Genomic DNA, 7,384 nt, shown 5'->3' with positions numbered 1-7,384 from the left:
AGCCGTGATCGGCGCACCCGCCTCGGAACTGGCAAGCCGCATTGCACCGTCGAAAAAGATATCGCTTCCCTCAGTCCACACGCGGTAGTCGTCTGTCTTGATTTCCATATCTGGCTTCGTTTCATCTAGTTGTGAGTTTGCGAGATCGGAATGGAGGCATATGTTTCCAGGCAAATACGGTCGTTTTCATCGACCGGGCTGAATATCCAGGCCAGACGTGCGCCATAGTCGCTCATCAACGTCAGCAATCCAAGCCCGGAGCTCCCCACGTCGGGGTTCGCGGCATTCGCCTCAATCCGCTGTATCAGCAGGTCCTTTGGGTCGCCAACCGTGATGTCCGCCAGAAGGCTTTGGAACTCGGACGCGATTTCACCATCGACGTCATTCGACACCTTCAGCTTGAAGCACTCCGAATCCATCGACGCCTCAACCACAATTTCGCCTGGTGCGCGGAACTTGACGGCGTTTTCGATGAGTTCGTTGACCAGATATCCGATGCTATGCCGCACCTCCATGTAGTCATTGCGCGACGACTGAAAGCGCAACGCGAAAAGATCGGCGATGAAGTCCGAGGTCGTGGCGCAATGACGCCAACTCAAGTCGAGAGGTCCGTCGAACAGCCGCACGCGACTGACGCTCCCCTTCATCCCGATTGCAATGTCAGGCGTACCGAACAGCGCTGTCATCCTACGTATGCCTTATGATCACGAGTGTGATGTCGTCGTGGATCTTCTGGATTCCGATATGAGCCATCAAATCCTCGATGATCCCGGTCTTGATGTCCTCGGCGCTCCTGCCATGGCGCTTTTGCACGCTCTTGCAGAGGCGATCGAACCCGAACAGTCTTCTGTCTTCATCTTCCGCCTCGGTCACACCGTCGGTGTGCAACACGATTACGTCGCCGCTCCCGAACATGATGTCTCGCGTGTCAACGAACTGCGAGATGTCATTCTCCAGGCCAACGGGCAGACCCAGATCAAGCGTGTCGATACGTTCGACGTCCCCATCCGCACGCACGACCAGAATGTCCTCGTGCTGGCCGGATAGCGTTACCCGCCCATCCTCAAAGTCAAGAAAGGCCAGCGAGAGATGCTTGTCGGTGTTCGTCCGCTCGATGTTCTTGTAGATGGCTCTGTTCAGACGAACCAGAAACTGGTGCGGATCGCCTTCGTTGGCCTCCTGCAGCGCGCGTGCAACGGATTGGACCATCAGCATCAGCACGCCGCTCTCGAGACCATGACCGGTCACGTCGCCGATGCCTATCTTGACCCGTGATCCGTTCTGGAGGACGTCGTAGTAGTCTCCGCCGACCTCGTCGGCCGGCCGCATGTAGGCCGCGATCTCCAGCCCCGGAATCGCTTCGAGTTCGAACGGTTTCGGCAGGACCATCATCTGGATTTGCCTGGCGACCGCGAGTTCGGCGCCGAGACGGACGTTCTCGTCCCGCAGCTTTTCGTTGAGCGCGGAAATCTCCTGATTTGCGTCGCCGAGTTCCCTGGTGCGTTCGTCGACGAGTTGCTCGAGGTTTTCTGTGTGAAAGCTGATCTGCTCGGCCATGCGGTTGAAGGCGACCCCGACCGCTCCAACCTCGTCGCGCGTTGGAACGCGAACGCGGACCGAATAGTCTTTGGACTGTAGCCTCTGGGCGGCGCTGGCAAGCGCCCTGAGGCCGGCCGTGATCCGCTTCGAGATGCCGAGCACTGCCGCAAATACAATCAGAAGCGAAACGACGATGGCGGCGACCTGAAAGAGCAGAATACGATTGGTCGCGCGAGAAATACTCTTTTGCGCGGCGACCAGGGACGCATAGATTTCGCGTTCTGGAACGACGATTCCGACCGACATCGTTTCAGACTTGATCGGTCCCGAACTCCACAGATTGGTCGGTTTCAATCTCTTGAGGACAACTATGTAGGGTACGTGTTCGCCCTTGTTGTCGAGCATGATATGCTGAATGACACCGTCATTGTTCTGGTCGAGCGGCAGCGACGCGATGGCCGGCTGCGTGCTTCCCCGCAGCGACCTCTCCAGGCCGGTGACGCCCTGCGTGCCCGCATCGTTGGACGAAGTCAGGCCGATGATCGCCTCGCCCGATGGATTGATCGCCACTACATTGCCGGTCGACATGGTGAGGAAGCCGAACCCGGTTTCGGCTATCTTGACGCGCTCGACCACTTCCGCGAGCTGATCGAGAGTGATGTCTGCACCCGCTACACCGGCGATACCGGTACGATCGCGCGTCCACAGCGGGTGGAAAAAACTGACGATCAGCTTTCCCGTGATCGCATCGGTGTAGGGCGCCGTCTGAGTGATGTCGTCGGGGACTGGACGTGAGGCTGGATCCCTCGCCCATTGCTGCCACGACCCATAGATCCCCGGAAAGAAGAACTCCCAGAACTCCGCCCTGTTGTGGCCGGGATAGAGTCGGTCGAAGGTCTGTGCCTGGTCGGTATACGGGACCGTCCTGAAGATCGGCCGTTCCTTCGGACCAATATAGTACATCTGCAGTTTTGGCGATCCGCTGGCCATAAGGGTCGGCGCGACGAGATCCAGAACGGTACTGTCTTCGATTTCCTGCTCAACGCTCGGCAACGGCGTGTGGTCGGCGCCCAGCAGGTAGCCCCAGACGCTAATCACGGAAGGCGCGCCCGGCAGGTTCTGCGCCCAATCGCCCTTCGCGTCATAGACGACCTTCACCGAGCCGGGTGCCTCCTGCGAAAGGGTTGCTCCGACCTGTCGCTGCCGGCTCGGATCGTCGGTCTGGGCCTGCAGAACGCCGGCCAGCGCCTTCACCTCCCCATGAACTCGATCGAGCAGGAGGTCGACGCTTAACGCCGTCGAATCGGCGTAGGAGCGAATGTATTCCTGGTTTGCGGTGGTCAGGCCCTCACCGACTTCCGACGTTGCGTCGCGCGACAGCTTTTGCACGTTCCAGAGCGCCAGGCCGCCGCTCAGCAAGAGATCGAACAGCACGGCGCCGCCAACGACCAATACGAATTTCGCCCGGAAGGAGCGCAGTCCGAAGCGCGGTGTAGGCTGATCGTCGGCTTTCATTGCGGCCTTCGCCCCGATGCGACCCAGATCGGCCAACCCGCATAACCCTTGGGGTGTAGCGCAGCGAATATGTGATCCTGGAACCCCTGCCGGAACCGTGCAACGAACTCCGGCCCGTCGCCGCGTTTGATGGCCATCTCGCCGGCATAGACATCGGCCCAGGCGACAATGACATCGGCGAAGTCCTGCGGATCTCCGTCCAGGTTGGTGACGGTGAAGGTCTCGACACGTATGTCGTCGAATCCGGCTTCGATCAGATATCGCCGACTCTTGGGCCCGAGCTCGACGTCCATTTCGAAATGCGCGAACAGCTTCGCCACTTCATTGTATGTCCAACGGATGCTTTCGGCGCGCGGCTCGCCGAGGCAATGCGAATTCTTCTCGTTGGTGATGTAGACCCGCCCGCCTGGCTTGCATATGCGGTAGAGTTCCTTGAGGATGAGTTCCGGTCGATTGAAGATTTGAAGCGAATGTCGGCAGGTGACCAAGTCGAACTGCTCCTCGTCGAGCAGCATTTCCGAGGCATCGCCATAAGTATATTCGATGCCCCGGATATCGAACTCCCGCATCACGCGTCGGGCGTAGTCCAGGCTTGATATGGAGTGGTCGAGGGCGACAATCCGCGACGGCTGGAACTCTTTCTGCACGAGCACGGCGAAATCACCGATCCCGCAACAGATGTCGGCCATAACGATCCCGGGTCTCATGCCATGTCGCGGCAGGATTGCACGCTCGTGGCGCCAGGTCATCTTTGTCTGCGTGCGCAGGATTGGAACGAACCCGCCTTCCTCGAGGAAGCCCTGCCCTGGATAGAATTCGCTGTCATACTCCTCGACCGTGATGTTCGGTTCGATTCCGCTCAGCCGACCGAATTTTCCCGAGGTCCATCCGACGACGCTCGACGTGATGACAACAAATTTGAGATCGGGTCGAGCGCGACAGGCATCGATGATGATCCTCGAAAAGGCGTAAAATGCAGCGTTGTTCATCTGCGCCAAGCGCCTGACATTGACGTAGAGAACGCCGCGTACTCGGCCGATCGCATCGCGAAGCAATGCCAGGCTAGGCCCAAGCTCATCGATCGCCTGAGGCCGGACCACCCCAGATATTGAGAACTCCTGGTTGTTCGCATCGTACTGCGCCTTGAAGCGCGCGTGCAGGTTGTAAGGGCTCAATGTTGCAGGCCCTCAAGCGGAAGATCCACGACGAGCGTGATCGCATCGCCGTCGGCTTCCTCGACCCTGAGTGCCGCGTTGTAGTCGACAGCCAGTTCCAGGAGTACCACCTCCCGGCTGGGCGCCAGATCCCCAGACACAGAATTGAGATATCGCTCCTTGGCCTCAAATCCCGCGACTTGCGAAACGGCTTCTTCGTAGAATTGGCGCTCCTCCGGCATGCAGGGAAATGTCAGTTCGATCCTGTCCGTCGCGCCATAGCGAGACACCTTGCATGCCAGTTCGCCGTCGGCGTGGCGGGTACGAAAGGCGACTTCCAGTAATTCGTTGAACGCAGAGGAAAAGAGATTCGAATGCCGCACCGAGTCTGATCTGTTTTGACTGATCATCCGGGCGATGTACGTCGAGACATAATCGCAGTGTTTCCAAGCGGAGACAAAAGTCTTGATTTCCATGTCGATCTGGATCATCGGCTCAAAAGTCGGTTCGCCAACCGGGTCATGATGAACAGATCCCATCCGCATCCTCTCCTATTCCATCCGTATTTGAGCCCAGGTGACGCGATGAACTCCGTGATGAGCCAGTCCCGCATTGCGCGGCATCTAGCTCGATCGTTTTTTACAGCCCTCCGATTTACAAACGGTGCAAGTGGCTAGCGCGCCCGATTTGATTCCTCCATCGCTTCCAGCCCCTTCGCCGGCGACCGCCTGATTAAATCGCCGGTTGCCTCGGATCCGAGCGGCCGTCCCATGAAATTGCCTTGCAGGTAATCGCAATTTTCCTTGATCAGCCACCGTGCCTGCGCCGCCGTCTCGACCCCCTCGGCGGTGACGCTTATTCCCAGGCCGTGCGCCAGACTTATGATCGATCGCACAATCGTTTGACTCTTCAGATCCGTCTCCAGGTCCGCGATGAAGTATTGATCTATCTTCAAGGTATCAAACGGAAAATTCTTAAGGTAGCTCAAGGACGAATAGTATGTTCCAAAATCGTCGAGCGAGATTCGTATTCCCAGGACGTTCAACGTATTCAAAGTATCTATATTGTCGATAGTCTTCTCAAGAAGAACCGTTTCGGTTATCTCGAGTTCAAGCCTTTCAGCTCGGATTCCAACTTCGTCGATGATCTGAGCGACCGTGTCCGTCAGCGAACCGCTTAGGAACTGAGCCGGCGACAGGTTGACTGCGACTGTCAGCGCGGAAGGCCACGCCAATGCCTGGCGACAAGCTTGCTCGAGCACCCATCGTCCAATTTCGTCCATCAGACCGTCCGCTTCGGCGATCGGAATGAACACGCCGGGCGGAATGATTCCTATCTCGGGGTGCCGCCACCGCAGCAGCGCTTCGAAACCAATCACCGACGAAGGAGGCCTGATGAGCGGCTGATAGTCCAGGTAAAGCTCGCCCCGCTCCAGCGCGGTTCGAAGGCTGCGCCTCAGATTTTCGCGTTGCTCGAGCAACAACAGCATCGAGCGATTGAACGTTCGAGCGCAGCCGCGACCATCCGTCTTGGCTGCGTAAAGAGCAATATCTGCGGCTTTCATCAGCTGCTCGCCATCGGTCCCGTGCTCCGGCCCGAAAGCGATTCCGATACTTGAACCGACGAAGACGGGAATGCCGTTGATGACGAAAGGGTCCTTGAACGCGTTGACCAGCGATGTTGCGAGGCGCTCGGCTTCCGCGGGCTGCTCCTTGCCCAATTGGATGACGGCGAACTCGTCGCCGGCATACCGGTACGCAGATTCGCCGTCCTCCAGCGCGTCGCGGATTCGACCTGCCGCGAGTTGCAGAAGCGTGTCGCCTGCCCCATGGCCGAGCGTGTCGTTGACCGCTTTGAAATCGTCAAGATCGATTTGCAGCAGGGCGGCTTTTGGCTGAGATCCGCCGATGGCCGCCAGCGCTTGCTGCAGCCGCTCGCCGAATCGCCGCCGATTCTGCAGTCCGGTCAGCACGTCGTGCGTCGCTTGATGGAGCAGAATCATATGCTCCTGCTCCTGCGCCGCGCTGCGCTCCCCCTGCTCCCGGGATTCGATGATTCCCACACCATCTGCAGTGCCGAAGACGAAAACGGAGCGGGGCGCTTCGCCCGATGATCGCGGCAGGTCAATGCTTGCCGCAGAGCCGCCCTGGAACACCCGAAGAAATTCGTCGCGGCACCTCGTATCGAGGAAGCTTGGATAGATCTCCCAAATGGCTGCGCCTGGCACAACCGCACCTCCGTACAGACGTTTAAGCCTGGCGGCGTAGTGAGTTAGGCGGAAGTCGCTATCATAGAACGATAGAAGTTCGGTCGTATTCGCCAACAGGTTAGCGAGAAGCGCTTCGCCGGCACGTGAACCATCGCTTGAGGACGACTCCTCATTCTGCGTGCCGACGCCTGATGCCTCTGAACGCAAAAGCCACCTCCGTAGGCGGTGAAAATTAGCGTCCCCCAGTTTAGAAATAGCATAAGTAACAAGCTTGGCAAACTTTCAACTCGCTATTTCAACAAGCGGTGCATGCGCTGTAATTGCAATGGATCCTCCGCTGTGATTGGCGGGCAGGTTATTCCACGATGGACGTTCATTCATTGTTAATAAATCGCGAATCGACAGATAATCGGCGTCGCGCCCGGCGTGATTCGAAATATTGCGATCCACAGGACAGAGCGGAATTCGCGGCCTGGGCTCGATCACAGACCTAGTGTTTCGAGATCGGCTTTCTCAAAAATTTGGTTTTCAGCCACGTTTTCGACGGTCCGCTCTGGTAGGGGCTATCGGCGCGTTTCGAGATGACGCCGTCGAGCTCGGTTTTCTCGGTGGCGCGAAAGATCGCGAGCGCGTCGCCCTCAAAATGCTCGCTGTATTGGATCTTGCCGAGGCCAGGCTCAACCAGTCGCCACAGCGCTTGCTTGCGTTGCAGCAGGGGTAAGGGGATAAGATTGCGACCGTCGAGATGGAGGATGTCGAAAGCGACGAACACCAGCCGGCTCGGCTCGTTCCAGATCGCGGCTTCCAGCTCAGGAGAACCGGGCGAGCCACGCCCGCCTGAGACAATCACCTCGCCGTCGAGAATGGCAGCCCGGCATGGCAGGTCGACAGCTAGAGCAGATTCGACTTACTCCGGGTCATAGCCGGCTGCCTCGAAATAGTGCCTGCATTCCTCGGCTGTGAAAGC

General features: G+C 58.2%; 6 protein-coding genes. All 6 read right to left on the bottom strand.

What is annotated here, in order from left to right:
- Positions 1 to 125: 125 nt before the first annotated feature.
- The gene (locus CK222_RS31145; RefSeq protein WP_176477811.1) at positions 126 to 686 is read right to left on the bottom strand and encodes an ATP-binding protein; all 561 of its coding nucleotides are present in this window, start codon (positions 684 to 686) and stop codon (positions 126 to 128) included.
- Position 687: 1 nt separating this feature from the next.
- Positions 688 to 3,054, bottom strand: a complete 2,367-nt coding sequence (locus CK222_RS31140; protein ID WP_095802976.1) for a SpoIIE family protein phosphatase — start codon at positions 3,052 to 3,054, stop codon at positions 688 to 690.
- The gene (locus CK222_RS31135; RefSeq protein WP_095802973.1) at positions 3,051 to 4,229 is read right to left on the bottom strand and encodes a class I SAM-dependent methyltransferase; all 1,179 of its coding nucleotides are present in this window, start codon (positions 4,227 to 4,229) and stop codon (positions 3,051 to 3,053) included. Before CK222_RS31135 ends, CK222_RS31140 begins: the two co-directional genes overlap by 4 nt.
- Positions 4,226 to 4,747, bottom strand: coding sequence for a ubiquinone biosynthesis methyltransferase UbiE (locus CK222_RS31130; protein WP_095802972.1), 522 nt, complete (start codon positions 4,745 to 4,747; stop codon positions 4,226 to 4,228). Before CK222_RS31130 ends, CK222_RS31135 begins: the two co-directional genes overlap by 4 nt.
- Positions 4,748 to 4,881: 134 nt before the next feature.
- Positions 4,882 to 6,531 (bottom strand): EAL domain-containing protein, encoded by a 1,650-nt coding sequence (locus tag CK222_RS31125; RefSeq protein WP_095802975.1) that lies wholly within the window; start codon positions 6,529 to 6,531, stop codon positions 4,882 to 4,884.
- A 376-nt stretch (positions 6,532 to 6,907) separates the two neighbouring features.
- Complete coding sequence (locus CK222_RS31120) at positions 6,908 to 7,282, bottom strand: hypothetical protein (RefSeq protein WP_280951804.1); 375 nt, start codon at positions 7,280 to 7,282, stop codon at positions 6,908 to 6,910.
- Between the last annotated feature and the right edge of the window lie 102 nt (positions 7,283 to 7,384).

Origin of the sequence: Mesorhizobium sp. WSM3866, assembly GCF_002294795.1 — a bacterium.
Taxonomy (GTDB): Bacteria; Pseudomonadota; Alphaproteobacteria; order Rhizobiales; family Rhizobiaceae; genus Mesorhizobium.
This window is presented reverse-complemented; position numbering and strand designations above follow the sequence as displayed.